This is a genomic window from Streptomyces sp. STR69, from assembly GCF_024519455.1.
Lineage (GTDB): Bacteria > Actinomycetota > Actinomycetes > Streptomycetales > Streptomycetaceae > Streptomyces.
The window spans coordinates 91,674-107,790 of sequence record NZ_JALJRY010000011.1 but is presented as its reverse complement, the minus strand read 5'-3'; the positions used below and the strand labels follow the sequence as shown (position 1 = coordinate 107,790).

The 16,117-nt window shown below is 70.5% G+C and carries 18 protein-coding genes; 7 read left to right on the top strand and 11 right to left on the bottom strand.

The window, feature by feature from the left end:
• Positions 1-101: 101 nt before the first annotated feature.
• From OC490_RS21620 to OC490_RS21610, 3 genes are read right to left on the bottom strand one after another with little or no spacing between them, the layout of a single operon-like run.
• Positions 102-623, bottom strand: a complete 522-nt coding sequence (locus OC490_RS21620) for a cupin domain-containing protein (protein WP_019070914.1) — start codon at positions 621-623, stop codon at positions 102-104.
• 7 nt (positions 624-630) lie between these two features.
• A complete protein-coding gene (locus OC490_RS21615) occupies positions 631-1,845 on the bottom strand; it encodes a cytochrome P450 (protein ID WP_262059618.1) in 1,215 nt (404 codons plus the stop codon).
• Positions 1,846-1,852: 7 nt separating this feature from the next.
• Positions 1,853-2,917 carry a type III polyketide synthase gene (locus OC490_RS21610; protein ID WP_262059617.1) on the bottom strand — a complete coding sequence of 355 codons (1,065 nt, stop codon included), beginning with the start codon at positions 2,915-2,917 and terminating at the stop codon, positions 1,853-1,855.
• A gap of 182 nt (positions 2,918-3,099) precedes the next feature.
• Between OC490_RS21610 and OC490_RS21605 the strand changes: the two genes are divergently transcribed.
• Positions 3,100-3,693: a transcriptional regulator gene (locus tag OC490_RS21605; protein ID WP_262059616.1), complete on the top strand. Its 594-nt coding sequence runs from the start codon at positions 3,100-3,102 to the stop codon at positions 3,691-3,693.
• Between the two features lie 49 nt (positions 3,694-3,742).
• On the opposite strand, the gene OC490_RS21600 is transcribed toward OC490_RS21605, so the two are convergent.
• The 5 genes from OC490_RS21600 to OC490_RS21580 form a co-directional block, all read right to left on the bottom strand.
• Positions 3,743-3,979, bottom strand: coding sequence for a DUF6213 family protein (locus OC490_RS21600; RefSeq protein WP_059198358.1), 237 nt, complete (start codon positions 3,977-3,979; stop codon positions 3,743-3,745).
• Positions 3,980-4,004: 25 nt separating this feature from the next.
• Entirely contained in the window at positions 4,005-5,390 is a 1,386-nt protein-coding gene (locus tag OC490_RS21595) for an NADP-dependent succinic semialdehyde dehydrogenase (protein WP_262059615.1), read from the bottom strand.
• Between the two features lie 74 nt (positions 5,391-5,464).
• The gene (locus OC490_RS21590) at positions 5,465-5,935 is read right to left on the bottom strand and encodes an NUDIX domain-containing protein (RefSeq protein WP_262059614.1); all 471 of its coding nucleotides are present in this window, start codon (positions 5,933-5,935) and stop codon (positions 5,465-5,467) included.
• Positions 5,932-7,470 (bottom strand): ATP-dependent DNA ligase, encoded by a 1,539-nt coding sequence (locus OC490_RS21585; RefSeq protein ID WP_262059613.1) that lies wholly within the window; start codon positions 7,468-7,470, stop codon positions 5,932-5,934. Before OC490_RS21585 ends, OC490_RS21590 begins: the two co-directional genes overlap by 4 nt.
• 60 nt (positions 7,471-7,530) lie before the next feature.
• Complete coding sequence (locus tag OC490_RS21580; protein ID WP_262059612.1) at positions 7,531-8,478, bottom strand: NAD(P)/FAD-dependent oxidoreductase; 948 nt, start codon at positions 8,476-8,478, stop codon at positions 7,531-7,533.
• Positions 8,479-8,557: 79 nt separating this feature from the next.
• Between OC490_RS21580 and OC490_RS21575 the strand changes: the two genes are divergently transcribed.
• The 6 genes from OC490_RS21575 to OC490_RS21550 all read left to right on the top strand — a co-directional run bounded on the left by OC490_RS21575 (position 8,558) and on the right by OC490_RS21550 (position 13,857).
• A complete protein-coding gene (locus OC490_RS21575; RefSeq protein WP_200714071.1) occupies positions 8,558-9,136 on the top strand; it encodes a helix-turn-helix domain-containing protein in 579 nt (192 codons plus the stop codon).
• A gap of 105 nt (positions 9,137-9,241) precedes the next feature.
• A complete protein-coding gene (locus OC490_RS21570) occupies positions 9,242-10,219 on the top strand; it encodes an NADPH:quinone oxidoreductase family protein (RefSeq protein ID WP_262059611.1) in 978 nt (325 codons plus the stop codon).
• Entirely contained in the window at positions 10,216-11,409 is a 1,194-nt protein-coding gene (locus OC490_RS21565) for an acyl-CoA dehydrogenase family protein (protein ID WP_262059610.1), read from the top strand. Before OC490_RS21570 ends, OC490_RS21565 begins: the two co-directional genes overlap by 4 nt.
• The gene (locus OC490_RS21560) at positions 11,406-12,479 is read left to right on the top strand and encodes an acyl-CoA dehydrogenase family protein (protein WP_262059609.1); all 1,074 of its coding nucleotides are present in this window, start codon (positions 11,406-11,408) and stop codon (positions 12,477-12,479) included. Before OC490_RS21565 ends, OC490_RS21560 begins: the two co-directional genes overlap by 4 nt.
• Positions 12,480-12,658: 179 nt before the next feature.
• Complete coding sequence (locus tag OC490_RS21555) at positions 12,659-13,522, top strand: phosphatidylinositol-specific phospholipase C/glycerophosphodiester phosphodiesterase family protein (RefSeq protein WP_262059608.1); 864 nt, start codon at positions 12,659-12,661, stop codon at positions 13,520-13,522.
• A 140-nt stretch (positions 13,523-13,662) separates the two neighbouring features.
• Entirely contained in the window at positions 13,663-13,857 is a 195-nt protein-coding gene (locus tag OC490_RS21550) for a hypothetical protein (RefSeq protein ID WP_026150825.1), read from the top strand.
• Between the two features lie 2 nt (positions 13,858-13,859).
• Here OC490_RS21550 and OC490_RS21545 read toward each other — a convergent pair whose 3' ends face one another.
• The 3 genes from OC490_RS21545 to OC490_RS21535 form a co-directional block, all read right to left on the bottom strand.
• The gene (locus OC490_RS21545; protein WP_262059820.1) at positions 13,860-15,011 is read right to left on the bottom strand and encodes a phosphodiester glycosidase family protein; all 1,152 of its coding nucleotides are present in this window, start codon (positions 15,009-15,011) and stop codon (positions 13,860-13,862) included.
• A 207-nt stretch (positions 15,012-15,218) separates the two neighbouring features.
• Positions 15,219-15,578 carry a DUF779 domain-containing protein gene (locus OC490_RS21540; protein WP_019070898.1) on the bottom strand — a complete coding sequence of 120 codons (360 nt, stop codon included), beginning with the start codon at positions 15,576-15,578 and terminating at the stop codon, positions 15,219-15,221.
• Between the two features lie 106 nt (positions 15,579-15,684).
• Positions 15,685-16,110 carry a hypothetical protein gene (locus tag OC490_RS21535; protein ID WP_262059607.1) on the bottom strand — a complete coding sequence of 142 codons (426 nt, stop codon included), beginning with the start codon at positions 16,108-16,110 and terminating at the stop codon, positions 15,685-15,687.
• Positions 16,111-16,117 lie beyond the last annotated feature (7 nt).

Sequence of the window (16,117 nt, the reverse complement as noted above, 5' to 3'; positions counted from 1 at the left end):
CGCGCAGTTCCCCGCGCCCCTGAAAACCGGCCTGCGTTTCAGGGGCGCGGGGAACTGCGCGCTCAGCCCCCACCGGGCCGCAGACAAAGAACCGACGAAACTCACCGGTGTTTGAGCGGCGTCAACTGCTCGATGTCATAACGCGCCCGCAACTCCTCGATCGCCGCATGATCCGGTGGCCCCCCACCCCCGAGGATCTCCAACAGCTCCTCGAAATACCGCTCGTGATCGGGCGGCGGAGACGCCTGGAAGAACATCTTCGCGGGCGTCTCCGTAGGGTTGGCGAACGCGTGCGGACAACCGGGCGGTACGACGATCACCGTGCCCGGTGTCGCCCGTACCACCCGGGTGCCCGAACTCGACTCCCAGCGCTGCCAGTTGTCCGGGGTCCGGATGCGCGGCTCGAAGGCGAGCACGTCCAGCTCGCCTTCGAGGACGTAGAACAACTCCTCGCTGCGCGTGTGCACATGCGCTCCGACGTCGAATCCCGGCGGTACGACCACCTCGAAGGTGGACGCCGTCCGCGAGTGCGAGCCGGTCACCTTGAACGTCACGTGCTGCGCGGGTGTCTGTACGATCCGGCCGTGCCCCGGCGGCACGAGCAGCCCCTCCGTCGCCGTCATCGGCGCCTCACCACGTCACGGGCAGTGCCTCGGGACCGCGGATCAACGCGCCCTTCTTGAACGGCACTTGATCGGCCGGAACCGCGAGCCGCAGCCCCGGCAACCGGTCGAGCAGCGCGTCCACCAGCAGCTCGGACTCCATCCTCGCCAGCATGTTGCCGGGACAGAAGTGCGGGCCGAAACCGAAGGACACATGCGGGTTCGGGCTGCGCGAGAAGTCGATCTTCTCGGGGTCGGGGAAGACGTCCGGGTCGCGGTTGGCGGCCAGGTACGACACGTACACCGGGTCGCCCGCCCGCATCCGGACCCCACGGATCTCCACGTCCTCCATGGTGATCCGGGACAGCCCGACCGCGTTGCGGTGCGGGATGTAGCGCAGCAGCTCGTCGATGGCCTGGGGCCTCAACTCCGGCTCGGCACGCAGCCGTTCGACGAGATCGGGGCGGGTCAGCAGGAGGTAGAACATCTGCCCGCTGTTGTTGGTGACCGCCTCGCCGCCGATCTGCAGCAGCACCGCGAGCCCGACGGCCTCCTCCAGGGTGATCTCCTTCCGGCCCACGGCGGCACCGAGCAGCGAGGCGGCGTCCTCGCCGTCGCTGCCCTCCCGAAGGCCGATGAGATCGGCGAAGTAGGCGCCCATCTCCTGCTTGGCCTGCTCGCTGACCTTGGCGCCGTGCGAGGAGGACAGGATGAGCTGGGTCCAGGTGTGCATGCCGTGCCGGTCGACCGCCGGCACGCCCATCAGCTCGCAGATCACCGCGATCGGGAACGGACTCAGCACGGTCTCGGTGAGATCGGCCGGCGGTCCGTCCTGGAGCAGCTCGTCGATCAACTCGTCGAGCAGCAGCCGGGATTGCTCCCGGATCCGCTCCACCCCGCGCGCCGTGAACGCCGGCGCGACCGAGCGCCGTAGCCGGGTGTGGTCCGGCGGGTCGAGGAACCCGACCGCGCCACGGGCCGGGATGAAGTGCGGGGCGAGCCGGGTCACCGGCTGGTCCATCACCGCCTCGCGGCTGAACCGGGGGTCGTTGGTGACCATCCGCACGTCGTCGTGCCGGGTGACCAGCCACGCCCAGCCCTCGCCGTTGGGCAGTTTGATCCGGTTGACCGGACCCTCCCGCATCAGCTTGGTGAGGACCGGGTCGAAGTCCACCCCGGTCAGGTCGAGGGCCGGCCAGGGCCGGACCGGGGGCAGGGTCTCGGTGAGCGTCTCTTCAGTCATGCCGTACTCAAGCCGTCTCTCGGTCGTCGCGGTGCCAGCGGCCCAGGGCCATCTCGGCGGTGATACCGGGTCCGAACCCGGCGAGCAGTCCACGCGCCCGGTGCTCGGCGCCGCCCTCGTCGAAGAGCCGGCGCAGCGCGTCCAGGACGACGGCGCTGGCGATGTTGCCGTACTCGGTGAGGGTGGCCCGGCTGAACCGGAACGCGTGCGGGTCGACCTGCAGGAACTTGCTCAGGTCGTCGAGTATTCGGGGCCCGCCCGCGTGGACTATGTAGAAGTCCAGGTCGGCCGCGTCCCAGCCGTGCAGTCCCGCGAGGTCCTGGAGCGCCGGTGCGAGGGGCTCCATGGTGGCCGGCACCCGCTTGTCCAGCAGGAAGTGGAAGCCGGTGGCCCGGACGTCGTACATGATCCACTCTTCGGTCTTGGGGATCAGGTACGACCCGTTGCGTTCGAGCTGGATGCCCGTGCCGCCCCGCCCGCGCACCACGGCCGCGGCGATGCCGTCGCCGAACAGCCCGTTGGAGAGCAGGGAGCCGATGCCGAGGTCGGTCGGCTGGTAGCACAGCGAGCAGAACTCGCAGGCCACGATGAGCGCGTTGGCGTCCGGGTACGCCGTGCAGAAGTCGTGCGCCCGGTTGATCGCCGCCCCGCCGGCCGCGCAGCCCAGCTGGGCGATCGGGATCTGGCGGGTGGTGGACTCGAAGGCCATCTCGTTGATCAGCCAGGCCGTGAGCGAGGGCATCATGAAGCCCGTGCACGAGACGTAGATGATCACGTCGATGTCGGTGGTGAGCAGCTCCGCCTCGTCGAGCGCGCGCTGCACGACCGCCGGGACCCGGGCCTTCGCCTCGGCCGTGTAGATCTTGTTGCGGTCCTCGAACCCGGGGTGCTTGAGGGTCTCCTCGATGGGCTGCACGATGTGCCGGGTGCGCACACCGGTGTTCTCGATCAGCCGGAGGGCCAGCGGCAGGTTGGGGTGGTCCGCGTGGCGGGAGCGCGCCAGCTCGAGCGTCTCCTCCATCGTGATCACGTGCTCCGGAACCGACACCGAGGGTTTGCACAAAGTCGCCATGAACCGTCCCTGCTTTCGCCTTCCGGAAGGCCTTCGCCCGCCGGTCAGAAGGTGGTTCACCTCAGAGGGTGGTGCACCCACGATCACCCTTGAGGGCGACGATCTCTCGGTGGACTACTCCAATTCAGGGACCCTGTGTAAAGGTCGGATCAGTATCCGGACCCCCACCGACGGAGCACGCGATGACCACGAACCCCCTCGTAGCCCGCATCGCGACCGGCACCGCTCCCTTGGAAACCCTCGCCACCCTGGCCCTGGAACAACACCGGGTGATCCCGGCAGACCGCCGCGCCTTCCTGCATCTGGCGCAACGCACGGACGCCACCCCGGAGGCGTCGGAGTTCTTCGAGTTCCTGGCGGAGGGCGAGACAATGGCGGGGGAGCGGCTGACCGCCTTCGCGGAGGCATGCGGTGTGGACGAGGTTCGGCTGCGAACCTATCAGCCGTTGCCGGGCTGCCAGGCCTATCCGGCATACGTCGCCTGGCTGGCCCTCAACGCGGAACCGACGGACGTGGTAGCGGCGTTGACGTCCAACTTCGCGGAATGGGGCGGCTATTGCGCCACGATCGCCGCTGCGCTGCGCGAGCGCTACGGCTTCACGGAGGAGGCCTGCGGCTTCTTCGACTTCTTCGCGGAGCCGTCTCCGGAACTGGAGCCGGGGGCGACGGCAGCGATGCAGGCGAGCAAGGTGAATGAGGGTTCGGTGAACACATACAGCACCTTGCTCAGGACATACGAGGCGAGCTTCTGGTCAACGCTCAGTGACCTCACCTAGGGGCGCGGGGAACTGCGCGACCAGCCACGACGGACCCGCACCCGCGAAACTACGAAGCGCCCCCACTGCTGTGCGCAATACACGCAACGTCAATCCGATCAGCCAGCTTCGCGAGCTCGATCGTCAGGGCAGCCACCGTGTCCTCATCAAGCCCCTCCTCCCCGGCCTCGACAAGATGCAGCCACCGCCCACCCACGGTACGCAAAAGCTTGCTGACATCCGCCGCAGCCACCTGCAAGGTCCCGCGGTCGTCGACGATCAGAGGCAGAGTCACTTCGCGGTTCACACAGGGGATCGTAGCCGCGGAACGCTCACGCTCCGTGCCATACCGTGGTGATGTTGCAGAACTCCCGGATTCCGTGCCCCGACAACTCCCGCCCGTACCCGGACCGTTTCACCCCGCCGAACGGGAACGCCGGATGGGACGCGGTCATGCCGTTGAAGAACACCCCGCCGGCCTCCAGATCCCGTACGAACCGGTCGACCTCGCCCTCGTCCCGCGTCCATACGTTGGAACTCAGCCCGAACGGCGTGTTGTTGGCGACGAGGACCGCCTCTTCGAGGTCGGCCACCCGGTACAGCGTGGCGACGGGCCCGAACGTCTCCTCGCGGTGGATGCGCATCTTGCGGGTGATGTCGCCGAGGACGGTCGGCGGGTAGTACCAGCCGGGCCCGTCGGGCCGCCGCCCGCCGCACAGCACGGTCGCGCCGCTCCGCACGGCGTCGTCGACGAGTTCTTCCAGGTCGTTCCGCCCCTGTTCGCTCGCGAGCGGTCCCACCTCGGTGTCCTCCGCCAGTGGATCACCGACAGTGAGCGCCTTCATGCCGGCCACGAACCGTTCGGCGAACGCGTCGAAGACGTCCGTGTGCACGATGAACCGCTTGGCGGCGATGCACGACTGCCCGTTGTTCTGCACCCGGGCCGTCACCGCGATCTTCGCGGCCCGGTCGATGTCGGCGGACGGCATGACGACGTACGGGTCGCTGCCGCCCAGCTCCAGCACCGTCTTCTTGACCATGTCCCCGGCGACGGACGCGACGGCCCGCCCGGCGGGTTCGCTGCCGGTGAGGGTGGCCGCCTTCACCCGCTCGTCGCGCAGGATCTCCCCGACCGCGCCGGAGCCGATGAGAAGCGTCTGGAAGGCGCCCTCGGGGAAGCCCGCGCGGTGGAACAGGTCCTCCAGGTAGAGCGCGGTCTGCGGGACGTTCGAGGCGTGTTTGAGCAGTCCGACGTTGCCCGCCATCAGCGCGGGTGCCGCGAAGCGGATGACCTGCCACAGCGGGAAGTTCCACGGCATCACCGCGAGCACCGGGCCGAGCGGCCGGTAGCGGACCAGCGCTCGCGAGGCACCGGAGTCCTTCACGTCGGCGGCGGCGGGTTCCTCGTCGGCGAGCAACTCCTGTGCGTGGTCGGCGTACCAGCGCATCGACCTGGCGCACTTGGCGGCCTCCGCGCGGGCCTGCTTGACCGGCTTGCCCATCTCGGTGGTCATGATCCGGCCGATGTCCCGCTGGTCCTCGTCGAGCAGATCGGCGGCCCGGTGCATGAGCCGGGCGCGCTCGGCGAAGGCGGACGTCCGGTAGGTGCGGAAGGTGGCCGCCGCGAGCCGGAGCCGGCGCTCGATCTCCTCGTCACCCATGGCCTCGTACGTCTTGAGCGTCTCACCGTTGGCCGGGTTGACCGTCGCGATGGGCATGGCTGACCTCCTGGAGCGGACTGTGCTTCGACCTTCCCGCGTGGTGGGGACGGCCGCAACGCGTACGGGCCTGCTCAGTCCGAGTGCTCCGCCAGCCGGTCGAGAAACGTGGCCTGTGCCTGGACGATGACGGCCCGCGCCCGTTCGAGGCCCATCCACTCGACCCGGTCCAGCTCGGGGAACTCCTGCAGCTGCCCGGACTTCGGCGGCCACTCCATCCGGAAGGTGCCGGGCACCATGGTCGCCGGGTCGAGGTCGGCCTCGATCGCCCACGCGGTGACGACCTTCCCGTTGGTCTGCCGCACCTCGCCGAGCCCGATCGCCGTACCCTCGGGCGGTGCGAGCCCCAGCTCCTCCTGGAACTCGCGCCGGGCCGCGTCCCATGCGGTCTCGTCGGGCTCGTACTCACCCTTGGGCACACTCCACGCCCCCGCGTCCCGGCGCGCGAAGAACGGGCCGCCCATATGCCCGAGCAGCACCTCCAGACCGTGATCGGTGTGCCGGAACAACAGCAGCCCGGCGCTCCTCTTCCCCTTGCCACTCACGGCTTCACCTCCGGATGCGCGGCCAGCAACGTCTCCACCGTGTCAGCCTCCTCCGGCCGCTTGTCCTCGCGATAGCGCACGACCCGCGCGAAGCGGAGCGTGACACCGGCCGGGTACCGCGTGGACTTCTGCAGCCCGTCGTACGCGATTTCTACGACGAGTTCGGGCCGTACGGTCACCACGTGACCGTCGCTCTCCACAGCCAGCCCCTGGAGGCGCTCGGTCTGCCAGGTCAGCACGGCGTCGGTCATGCCCTTGAAGGTCTTGCCGAGCATCGCGAAGGAGCCGTCGGGGTTGCGGGCGCCCAGGTGGAGATTCGAGAGCTTGCCGGTACGGCGGCCGTGGCCCCACTCGGCGGCCAGCACGACCAGGTCGAGGGTGTGGACGGGCTTCACCTTCAGCCAGGAGGCGCCCCGGCGGCCCGCGCTGTAGGGGGCGTCGAGGCCTTTGACGACGACTCCCTCGTGGCCGCGTTTCAGGGTCTCGGTGAGGAAGGCCTCGGCGGCGGGGATGTCCTCGGGACCGGAGACGAGCGTGCGGCGGACGCGCATCGGTTCCGGCACCAACTGGGCCAGTTCCGCGTGCCGTTCGGCGAACGGCAGGTCCAGCAGGTCGCGGCCGTCGACGGACAGCGCGTCGAAGAACACCGGGGACACGGGCACGGTCTCGGCGGCCGTGCCCACGTCCACCCGGGAGCCGACCCGGCCCGCCGTCTCCTGGAAGGAACGGGGTCGCCCGTCCTCGTCGAAGGAGATGACCTCGCCGTCCAGGATGAACCGCTCGCCTCTCAACTCCAGGGCAGCGGCGGTGAGTTCGGGGAGGCGGTTGGTGATGTCGTCGAGGGTGCGGGTGTAGAGCCGTACGGTCCCGCCGTCGCGGTGGACCTGGACTCGGATGCCGTCGAGCTTCTCCTCGACCGCGCACTCGCCCAGTTTCTCGACCGCTTCGGCGACCGAGGAGGCGGTGTGCGCGAGCATCGGCAGGACCGGGCGGCCGACGGTGAGTCGGAAGCGGTCTAGGGAAGCGGGGCCCTCGGCGAGCAGGGCCTCGGCCACCGTCTGGAGCGAACCGGCCAGCATGACCGCCCGCCGTACGTCCGCCGGAGGTGTGCCGGTCGCCTCCGCCAGGCCCTCCACGGCGACCGCGTCCAGTGCGCCCTGCCGGACCTCGCCGGTGATCAGACCGAACAGGAAGCGCTGCTCGTCGGCGGTGGCCGCGCCCATCAACTCGCCGACCAGGCGCGCCCGTTCGGCCTGGGAGCCGGCGCCCGACACCTTGCCGAGAGCGGTGAGGCGGGCGTCCACCTCGCGCACGGTCAGGGTGGGTTCGGGGGCCGGGGCGACCTCCTGGCTCAGCACTTTCCAGCCGATGCCGAGCCGGCCCTGCGGCAGGCGGCCCGCCAGATACGGGATGACGATCGGGACGTCGTCCGCCTCCGCGTCCCGGAAGAGCTCCGCGAGCAGGGCGATCTTCCGGGACCGCGCCGAGGTGGCGGCGACTTCCTGGGACACATGCGCGAGCCGGGTCAGCAGCATGCAGCCATCGTGCAACGGAGGCGCGCGGTCTACACCCGGACGACCGCACCCGGATGTCGGCTACACCCGGACGCCGGCGTCGAGGTCGGCCATGAGGAGTTCCCCGTTGATGGTGGCGCCAGCGCGGTAGCCGGCGGAGGCCGCGTTCACGACCTGCTCGCCGAAGCCCATCGCGTTGCCGACCGCCCACACCCCGGGCACGGTCGTCAGGCCCGTCGGGTCGACCACGGGGTACGTGCCCAACGGTGTCTCCTGGAGTTCCGCGCCCAGCTGCTCCAGCAGGCCGGTCCGCGGGATCGGGCGGGGTGCGACGAACAGGGCCTCGCGGGGGTGTGTGGTGCCGTTCTTGAGGCGGACGCCGGTGAGCCGGTCGTCGGCGACGACGAGTTCCGCGACCTCGCCCGGCACCACGGCGACCCCGGCCGCCGCGAGCCTGCGCAGGTCGTCGTCCGTCAGCTCGGACTCGGCGACCGTGTGCAGGAACAGGGTCACGTCCTTGGACCACTGCGAGACCATCAGCGCCTGGTGCACACTCATCGGCGTCGTCGCGAGCACGCCGAATGCCTGGTCGCGGACCTCCCAGCCGTGGCAGTACGGGCAGTGGATCACGTCACGGCCGAAGCGCTCGGCGACTCCGGGGACGGTGGGCAGCTCGTCCTTGAGACCGGTCGCGATCACGATCCGCCGTGCCCGGACGGTCCTCCCGCCGGCCAGCGTGACCGCGAAGCCACTGGCGATGTCGACCACCCGGTCCCGGACCAGCTCGACGCCGTAGCGCGCGATCTCCTCGCGGCCCCGGGCCAGGAACTCGGCGGGGGACATGCCGTCCCGGGTCAGATAGCCCTGCATGTGCGCGGCGGGCGCGTTGCGCGGCTCGCCCGCGTCGACGACCAGCGTGCGGCGCCGGGACCGGCCCAGGACCAGTGCGGCGGACAGACCGGCCGCGCCGCCGCCGACGACGACCACTTCGTAGGTCCCGGTAGGTGTCCCGGTGTGTGTCTCGGTCATGGTGACCACCTCCACCCCCGAAGGTCGCCCCATCCCTGCCGTATTGACAAACGTGTTTGCCGAAACTGCAATATCGGTCATGAGCGACGACACGGACGAGGTCCTGGCGGAGGTCGGCCCGCGGCTGCGGCGGATCCGGAAGGAGCGGGGGGCGACCCTCGCGGGGCTGTCGGAGACGACCGGTATCTCGGTGAGCACGCTGTCCCGGCTGGAGTCCGGGCTGCGCAAGCCCAGCCTGGAGCTGTTGCTGCCGATCGCGCGGGCCCACCAGGTGCCGTTGGACGAACTGGTGGGGACACCGCCGGTCAGCGATCCCCGGGTGCGATCCGAGCCGATCCAGCGGCACGGGCGCACGTACTGGCCCCTCACCCGTCAGCCGGGCGGGCTCCAGGCCTTCAAGGTGCTGGTGCCGCAGCGCCAGGAGGAACCCGATCTGCGGACGCACGAGGGCTACGAGTGGCTGTACGTGATGTCCGGTCGGCTGCGGCTCGTGCTCGCCGAGCACGACGTGGTGCTCGCGACGGGCGAGGCCGTCGAGTTCGACACGCGGGTGCCGCACTGGTTCGGGTCCACGGGGGAGGGGCCCGCGGAGTTCCTCAGTCTGTTCGGGCCGCAGGGGGAGCGGATGCATGTGCGGGCGAAGCCCCGGCGGGCGTGAGGTGTCGCTACGGTTCGTGACGCACGCGACTGTTCCCTGATCGGCAAGCGACCGCTTAGTATGCGATCGAGCCGGATAGACGAAGCAGTCCCGTGGAGGCCCCGCATGCAGGCATGGCAAGTGCACCAGAACGGTGAGCCGAGTGAGGCGATGCGCCTGGAGGAGGTGCAGCAGCCGACACCCGGTGACGGCCAGGTCCTGCTGAAGGTGCGTGCCGCGAACATCAACTTCCCGGACGTGCTGATGTGTCGCGGCCACTACCAGGTCAGGCCGCCGCTGCCGTTCACGCCGGGCGTGGAGATCTGCGGCGAGACCGAGGACGGTCGCCGCGTGATCGCCAACCCCGCGCTGCCGTACGGCGGTTTCGCCGAGTACGCCGTCGCGGACGCCGCCGGACTGCTGCCCGCGCCCGAGTCGCTGGACGACGCGGAGACCGCCGCGCTCCACATCGGCTACCAGACGGGCTGGTTCGGCCTCCACCGGCGCGCCCACCTGGAGGCCGGCGAGACCCTGCTCGTGCACGCCGCCGCCGGCGGGGTCGGCAGCGCGGCCGTACAGCTCGGCAAGGCCGCCGGTGCCACCGTCATCGGTGTCGTCGGCGGCGCCGACAAGGCCGCCGTGGCACGGGAGTTGGGCTGCGACGTCGTGATCGACCGGCGCACCGAGGACGTGGTCGCGGCTGTCAAGGAGGCCACCGGCGGGCGCGGCGCCGACGTGATCTACGACCCGGTCGGCGGCGACGCCTACACACAGTCCACGAAGGTGGTCGCCTTCGAGGGCCGGATCGTGGTCGTCGGCTTCGCGAGCGGCACCATCCCGAGCCCGTCGCTCAACCACGCCCTGGTGAAGAACTACTCGATCCTGGGCCTGCATTGGGGCCTGTACGCCACCAAGAACCCGAAGCTGATCCTCCACTGCCACGAGCAGCTCACCGACCTGGCCGCCCGGGGTGTCATCAAGCCCCTGGTGAGCGAGCGCGTACCGCTGAGCGGCGCCGCAGCCGCCGTGCAGCGGGTCGCCGACGGTGTCACGACCGGCCGGGTCACCATCCTGCCGTCGTTGGAGAACGGAGCCGCCGCATGAGTGAAAAGACCCTGGACGCAGCCGAACTCAGGCGTCTCACGGCCGAGTTGCTGACCGCGCACCCACCCCTGGAGACCGACCGCCTCGACTTCCTCAAGGCCCGCTTCGACGCGGGACTCGCCTGGGTCCACTACCCCGAGGGCCTCGGCGGCCTCGGTGCCCCACGCGCTCTCCAGGCCGTCGTGGACGCCGAGTTGGCGGTCGCGGGCGCCCCCGACAACGACCCGCGCCGGATCGGCATCGGCCTCGGCATGGCCGCCCCGACGATCCTGAAGTACGGCACGGAGGAGCAGAAGCAACAGCTCCTGCGGCCCCTCTGGGTCGGCGAGGAGGTCTGGTGCCAGCTCTTCAGTGAGCCGGGCGCCGGGTCCGACCTGGCCGCGCTCGGCACGCGCGCCGTCCGTGAGGGCGACGGTTGGATCGTCAACGGCCAGAAGGTGTGGACGTCCAGCGCCCACCTCGCCCGCTGGGCCATCCTCATCGCGCGCACCGACCCGGACGTGCCCAAGCACGCGGGCATCACCTACTTCGTCTGCGACATGACCGACCCCGGAGTCGACGTCCGGCCGCTGCGCCAGATCACCGGCGAGGCCGAGTTCAACGAGGTCTTCCTCACCGACGTCCGCATCCCCGACGCCCACCGCCTCGGCGAGGTCGGCGACGGCTGGCGGGTCGCGCAGACCACGCTGATGAACGAGCGCGTCTCCATCGGCGGCATGCGCATCCCCCGCGAGGGCGGCATGATCGGCCCGATCAGCCAAACCTGGCGCGCACGACCGGAGTTGCGTACCCACGACCTCCACCAGCGCCTCCTCAAGCTCTGGGTCGAGGCCGAGGTCGCCCGGCTCTCCGGCGAGCGGCTGCGCCAGCAGCTCGTGGCGGGCCAGCCCGGTCACGAGGGCGCCGGCATGAAGCTCTCCTTCGCCCGCCTCAACCAGGAGATCAGCGGCCTGGAGGTCGAACTCCGGGGCGAGGAAGGCCTGTTGTACGACGACTGGACCATGCGCCGCCCGGAACTCGTGGACTTCACCGGCCGCGACGCCGGATACCGCTACCTCCGCTCCAAGGGCAACAGCATCGAGGGCGGGACCAGTGAGGTCCTGCTGAACATCGTCGCCGAACGCGTCCTGGGCCTGCCGGCCGAGCCGCGCACCGACAAGGACGTCGCCTGGAAGGACCTGGCCCGATGACAGATCTTCTCTACTCGGAGGAGGAAGAGGCGCTGCGCGCCGTCGTCCGGGACCTGCTCACCGACCACTGCGACGCGGCGAGCGTCATCGCCCGCACCGAGTCGGACGCCCCGCACGACCTGTCCCTGTGGAAGTCCCTCGCCGACGGCATCGGCCTCGCCGGCCTCCTGGTGCCCGAGGCACAGGGTGGCCAGGGCGCCACCCATCGTGAAGTCGCCGTCGTGCTGGAGGAGTTGGGTCGCGCGGTCGCCCCCGTCCCGTACCTCACGAGCGCGGTCGTGGCCACCGAGGCACTGCTGGAGTGCGGGGCCGATGACCTCCTCGCGGAGCTGGCGTCCGGCCGCAGCATCGGCGTCCTCGCCGTCTCCCTGAGCGTCGCTCCGGGCGCCGCCCACAAGGCCGTACGGCTCGAAAACGGCTCCCTGCACGGGGAGTTGACCGGGATCGCCGACGCGGGCGCCGCCGACGTGCTGCTGGTGCCGGGTGAGGACGGCGGGCTGTACGCCGTCGACGCGGGCGCCGTGACCGTCGTACCGCAGGTGTCCCTGGACCTGACCCGGCCGTTGGCGCGCGTGGTGTTCGACGGGGCCGCGGGGCGCCGGATCGGGGAGGCGGCGCCTGCCGTACGGCGTGCGCTGCGGGCCGGGGCCGGGCTGCTCGCGTCCGAGCAACTGGGCGTCGCCGACTGGACGTTGACGGAGACGGTTCGTTACCTCAAGGAGCGCAAGCAGTTCAACCGGCCGGTCGGCGGGTTCCAGGCGCTCAAGCACCGGCTCGCGCAGCTGTGGCTGGAGGTCGTCAGCCTGCGGGCCGCCGCACGGAACGCCGCCGACGCCCTCACGACCGGCGAGGACACCGAGGTGGCGGTCGCCGTCGCGCAGGCCTACGCGGCGTCCGTCGCCGTCCACGCCGCTGAGGAGGCCGTCCAGTTGCACGGCGGCATCGGCATGACGTGGGAGCACCCCGCCCACCTCTACCTGAAGCGGGCCAAGGCCGACTCCCTCGCCTACGGCACGGCGGGTGCCCATCGCGAGGCGCTGGCGGAACTGGTCGATCTGCGCGCCCCCTGACCGCCGGCCGACCGTCCGGTGAAGCCCGTCCCACCTGGGGCGGGCTTTTCCGTGCGCTCCCGCCGAAGGAGTGAACAAGCAAGGACGGTCCGGCCAACTCCTGGCATGTACAGGTTCATTGGGGGCCGTACAGCCCCATACTCCCTGTGGTTCGAACCCGCCCCACAGGGAGGAACACCATGGCCCTCATCACCCGTCGCAGAGCCCTCACCGCGTTCGGCGCCACCCTCGCGGTCGTCCTGGCTCCGCCCGCAGGCAGCGCGTTCGCCGCCGAACACGGGCACCGCCGACGCCCGTTGTGGCGCGCCCACGCCCACAACGACTACGAGCACCCGCGACCCCTCTTCGACGCCCTCGACCATCGTTTCGGCAGCGTCGAGGCCGACATCTTCCTCGTCGGCGACCAACTCCTCATCGGACACGACGCATCCGAACTCGACCCGAGCCGCACCCTCGAATCCCTCTACCTCGACCCGCTCTCCGCCCTCGTGAAGGCCAACCACGGCTCCGTGTACCGGGGTTGGCGCAAGCCGCTCCAACTCCTGATCGACATCAAGACCGAGGGCTCCTCTACGTACCTCGAACTCGACCGTCATCTCCAGCGCTACAAGCACCTGTTCACCACCTACGCCCACGGACGCGTCCACCAGGGCGCGGTCACCAACGTCATCTCGGGCGACCGTGCGGCCCGCGTCCCCATGGAGGCGCAGACCGTGCGCCGCGCGTTCTACGACGGCCGGCTCACCGACCTCGGCAGCTCGGCGCCCGCCTCCTTCATCTCGCTCATCAGCGACAACTGGCAGACCAACTTCACCTGGCTCGGCGACGGCGTCTTCCCCGACGGCGAGCGGCAGAAGCTGCGCGACATCGTGCGGCAGGCGCACACGGCCGGGCAGACCGTGCGGTTCTGGAACACCCCGGACCTGGCGGGCCCCGCCCGTGACGCGCTGTGGGAGGAGCTGTTCGCCGCCGGTGTGGACTTCCTCAACACCGACGACCTCGCCGGCCTGGAAGCCTTCCTGGACGCCCACCGCACCACGTGACACCCCACGTGGTTACACCCCATGGGGTGACACCACACGTTCGGGGGACACGTCGGCAGCCCGGATGAACCCTCCGCTACGCCACACTTGCGGCCGAACGCCGCGAACCAGACACGGCGGCGTGGCGGAGGAGGGTGACGATGGCCATTTCCATCTCTGTGGTGCTGCTGCTCCTGATCCTTGCGGTGATCTTCATGCGCAGCGGCGGGCTGAAGCTCTCCCATGCGCTGGTCTGCGCACTGCTCGGGTTCTTCATGGCGAGTACCAGCATGGCGCCCACGATCCACAGTGGCCTCACGGCCACCGCGGATCTGGTGAGCGGACTGCATCCATGAGGTCAGCGGGTTGAGAAGATCCCGACGCCGTTCGGTACGGGCCGTTCGGCGCCGCCGCTGGGGTGGTTCCGTACCGTGACGGCGCTCGCGCCGGGTGCGCGGGCGACCAGGGTCGTCGAGCCGCCGCCGTCCAGGCTGAAGGCGTCGGCCGAGCCCAACTTCCGCATCGCGGCGGCGACTTCGGCGATCGTCAGCCCGCTGCGGTAGGCGACCGCGCCGTCCGTCGCGAACAGCAGCAGGCGATGGCCGTGGTTCGCGATCCCGACGGCCGTGCGCACGGCCGAGGTCGTGTTGTCGAGGCCGGCCAGCGGCCGGCCGCCCCGCAGGACCGGGTAGCCGCCCAGGGCGAAGCGGTACGGAACCCCGGACCTCGACGCCACCAGCCGGTGCAGCACCTGCGCCCGCTCGCCGACGGACAGCTTCCGCAGCTGCTGCGCACCCGCCTCACGGCCGACGAGGACGGTGGTGCCCGCGGCGATGGCACCACTGCCGGGAGTGGTGGACACCGACACGACCCGTGCGTGGCGAATGGTGACTTCGTAGGTGTCCGTGCTGCACGCGGCGGCCCGGTTGGTGTCCGTGCCACATGTGGCACGCACCCGGGAGACGCTGCCCCATCGTGTGGTGAACGCACCGATGGAGTTCACCGGCAGCGCGTACTGATTGAACCCGCCGAGCGGCATCCGGCCCTGCGGGGTACCGACCGTCCCCTTGAGGGTGAGGCTGTCCAGCCGGGCCACGCGGTCGACACCCACGCCGAGCACGTTCCGCGTGTTGGTGCCGGGCGGCAGGGCGGGTCCGAAGCGCTGGCCGTCCGGCACCGCCCCCTTGAGCGCGACACCGCTTGCGACGGCCGGTCCGTCGGTGGAACCCGTGGCCGCGACGCCCGGGTGCTGGGTCTCGGTGATGTTGAAGAAGTCGCCGTTGACGCCCGCGACGGCGCCCGCCGAGTCGGCCAGCTCGGAGACGGGCTCCCGGGCCGCCACCGCGCCCGGGTACAGCAGGTTGACGCGCGCATGGGTGTTGCGCAGGTCCACCACGACCACATGGGCGTGGGTCACGCCCCGGGCCGCCGTGATGTCGAACTGCTGGTAGGTGACACCCGGTGCGAGCCGTGTGGTGCCCGGCACGGCGCCGGCCGGTGCCGCGCCCACCAGGGCCGCACCGGCCAGCGCACCGAATGCCGCGAGAAACGCGACTACCGATCTGCCTGTTCTCAAACGTTCGGCTCTGGAACGCTCAGCTCTGAAACGTGCTGCTCTGGAACGCTTTTGACAGTGCGTCACAGTGCTCCCTGATGTCTCGTCAACTCTCCCAGGACTCAGGGGAAGTGCATCAGAAGACGGTGACCGGCGGGGCTCCTAGGCGCCGACTACACGGGAACGGGTGAGAAAACGCACCCCCTCGGGTGCTTCCAGCGAGAAACCGCTGCCGCGACCCGCTACGACGTCCACGATCAGCCGCGTGTGGCTCCAGACCTCGTACTGGCTGCGCGAGATCCAGAACGTCACGGGCTCCGGCACGCCCTCGACCGCCAGTTCGGCGAGCAGCACGTCCGAGCCGCCGGTCCGGAACTCGCCCTCCGGGTAGCACATGGGCGCACTGCCGTCGCAGCAGCCGCCGGACTGATGGAACATCAGCGGGCCGTGCTGGGCGTGCAGTTGGCGCAGCAGGTCCTCCGCGGCGGGGGTGAGTTCGACGCGCGGGGTGTTGTCGTCCATGTCTGCCGTCCCCAGTAGCCGGATGCGATGGCCCATCGCAGCACACGCAAGGTTGCGAGAGGGTTGCGTGTCCGTTCGGTTCGTCCACTCGTACGACCCGGGCGGGTCATCGGTCGGTCGACAGGGCCAGGAGGTCGGCGAACAGGCCTCCTCCGGCGGCCAGTTGGTCGTAGCTTCCCTGTTCCGCGATCCGGCCGTGGTCCATGACGAGGATCCGGTCGGGCACCGGGCCGGTGCCGAAGACCGCCCGCATCGCGTGCGCGGTGGCCGTCAGCTGGACCGCGGCACCGGCGCCCACGGCCGACTGGCAGCCGACCAGCAGCAGTACGGCCTGCCGGTCGATGGCCCAGGCCATCCGCGCGGTCCGCGACAGCACGGCCGGCAGCCGCCGCACCATCGCCGCGAACGCGGCCTCCTCCAGCGGGTTCTTGCTGTACTTGCCGCCGCAGCGCAGTTCGGCGGGTGGTGGAGGCGCAACTCGCCCCGCCCCCACCACCCTTGGGGGCGCAGGAGACCGGGGAGCGGGGCTCACGAGATCC

What these genes read in the sequence shown, in the direction of transcription:
- OC490_RS21565 (WP_262059610.1), top strand. Translation starts at nt 10,216, where the DNA reads ATGAGTGAAAAGACCCTGGACGCAGCCGAACTCAGGCGTCTCACGGCC.
- OC490_RS21550 (WP_026150825.1), top strand. Translation starts at nt 13,663, where the DNA reads ATGGCCATTTCCATCTCTGTGGTGCTGCTGCTCCTGATCCTTGCGGTG.
- OC490_RS21610 (WP_262059617.1), bottom strand. Translation starts at nt 2,917, where the DNA reads ATGGCGACTTTGTGCAAACCCTCGGTGTCGGTTCCGGAGCACGTGATC.
- OC490_RS21575 (WP_200714071.1), top strand. Translation starts at nt 8,558, where the DNA reads ATGAGCGACGACACGGACGAGGTCCTGGCGGAGGTCGGCCCGCGGCTG.
- OC490_RS21605 (WP_262059616.1), top strand. Translation starts at nt 3,100, where the DNA reads ATGACCACGAACCCCCTCGTAGCCCGCATCGCGACCGGCACCGCTCCC.
- OC490_RS21595 (WP_262059615.1), bottom strand. Translation starts at nt 5,390, where the DNA reads ATGCCCATCGCGACGGTCAACCCGGCCAACGGTGAGACGCTCAAGACG.
- OC490_RS21555 (WP_262059608.1), top strand. Translation starts at nt 12,659, where the DNA reads ATGGCCCTCATCACCCGTCGCAGAGCCCTCACCGCGTTCGGCGCCACC.
- OC490_RS21580 (WP_262059612.1), bottom strand. Translation starts at nt 8,478, where the DNA reads ATGACCGAGACACACACCGGGACACCTACCGGGACCTACGAAGTGGTC.
- OC490_RS21560 (WP_262059609.1), top strand. Translation starts at nt 11,406, where the DNA reads ATGACAGATCTTCTCTACTCGGAGGAGGAAGAGGCGCTGCGCGCCGTC.
- OC490_RS21620 (WP_019070914.1), bottom strand. Translation starts at nt 623, where the DNA reads ATGACGGCGACGGAGGGGCTGCTCGTGCCGCCGGGGCACGGCCGGATC.
- OC490_RS21540 (WP_019070898.1), bottom strand. Translation starts at nt 15,578, where the DNA reads ATGGACGACAACACCCCGCGCGTCGAACTCACCCCCGCCGCGGAGGAC.
- OC490_RS21615 (WP_262059618.1), bottom strand. Translation starts at nt 1,845, where the DNA reads ATGACTGAAGAGACGCTCACCGAGACCCTGCCCCCGGTCCGGCCCTGG.
- OC490_RS21585 (WP_262059613.1), bottom strand. Translation starts at nt 7,470, where the DNA reads ATGCTGCTGACCCGGCTCGCGCATGTGTCCCAGGAAGTCGCCGCCACC.
- OC490_RS21570 (WP_262059611.1), top strand. Translation starts at nt 9,242, where the DNA reads ATGCAGGCATGGCAAGTGCACCAGAACGGTGAGCCGAGTGAGGCGATG.